Raw genomic sequence first — 517 nt, 5'->3', positions numbered from 1 at the left:
CAAACACAAATTGCTGAGATCATGGATGACCTAATTGAGCAGAATAAACTCTGCGCTCACGTCTATGAGGTGTTAGAGCAGAATATGACGGCTTGCTACAACATGTCTATTTGCCATTAAAAGCCGATTTTCAGACATTAAAAAGGGCGCATCACGCGCCCTTTTTAGTATTTAGTGCCTAGATGTTAACTCGCGATATCCAGAAGGTTATCTCTCACACCATTAATTCTGAACCAGCCTGCTATACTGAAACGCTCCGCGTTAGTCGGCAACACTTCATGAGGAAACTGTTCAGATAAGAACACCAGTAGACGCCCCCCACGAGGCGGGATTGTTGCGATTTCTTTGTCATTGAGGTCATAGACGACCAGTTCGCCCGCGTCCTCTTCACTCCAAGATTCATTCATGTAGAACACCGTGGTTAAGCGACGGTTTTCGTTCCCTTTAAAGCAATCGAGGTGTTTTTGGTAAAAATCGCCTTTTTCGTACTTTGCAAAGTGTGCTTCATACTCAAACA

1 protein-coding gene is annotated in these 517 nt (G+C 44.3%); it reads right to left on the bottom strand.

Annotation, left to right across the window (positions count from 1 at the left end):
- Positions 1–185 precede the first annotated feature (185 nt).
- On the bottom strand, positions 186–517 hold a 332-nt coding region (locus tag R7E38_RS23395), incomplete at its 5' end, for a 2OG-Fe(II) oxygenase (RefSeq protein ID WP_318082242.1).

Source organism: Vibrio sp. Vb2131 (genome assembly GCF_033338535.1).
Classification (GTDB): domain Bacteria; phylum Pseudomonadota; class Gammaproteobacteria; order Enterobacterales; family Vibrionaceae; genus Vibrio; species Vibrio alginolyticus.
The sequence above is the reverse complement of the archived record's forward strand: the minus strand, read 5'-3'. Positions and strand labels throughout refer to the sequence as shown.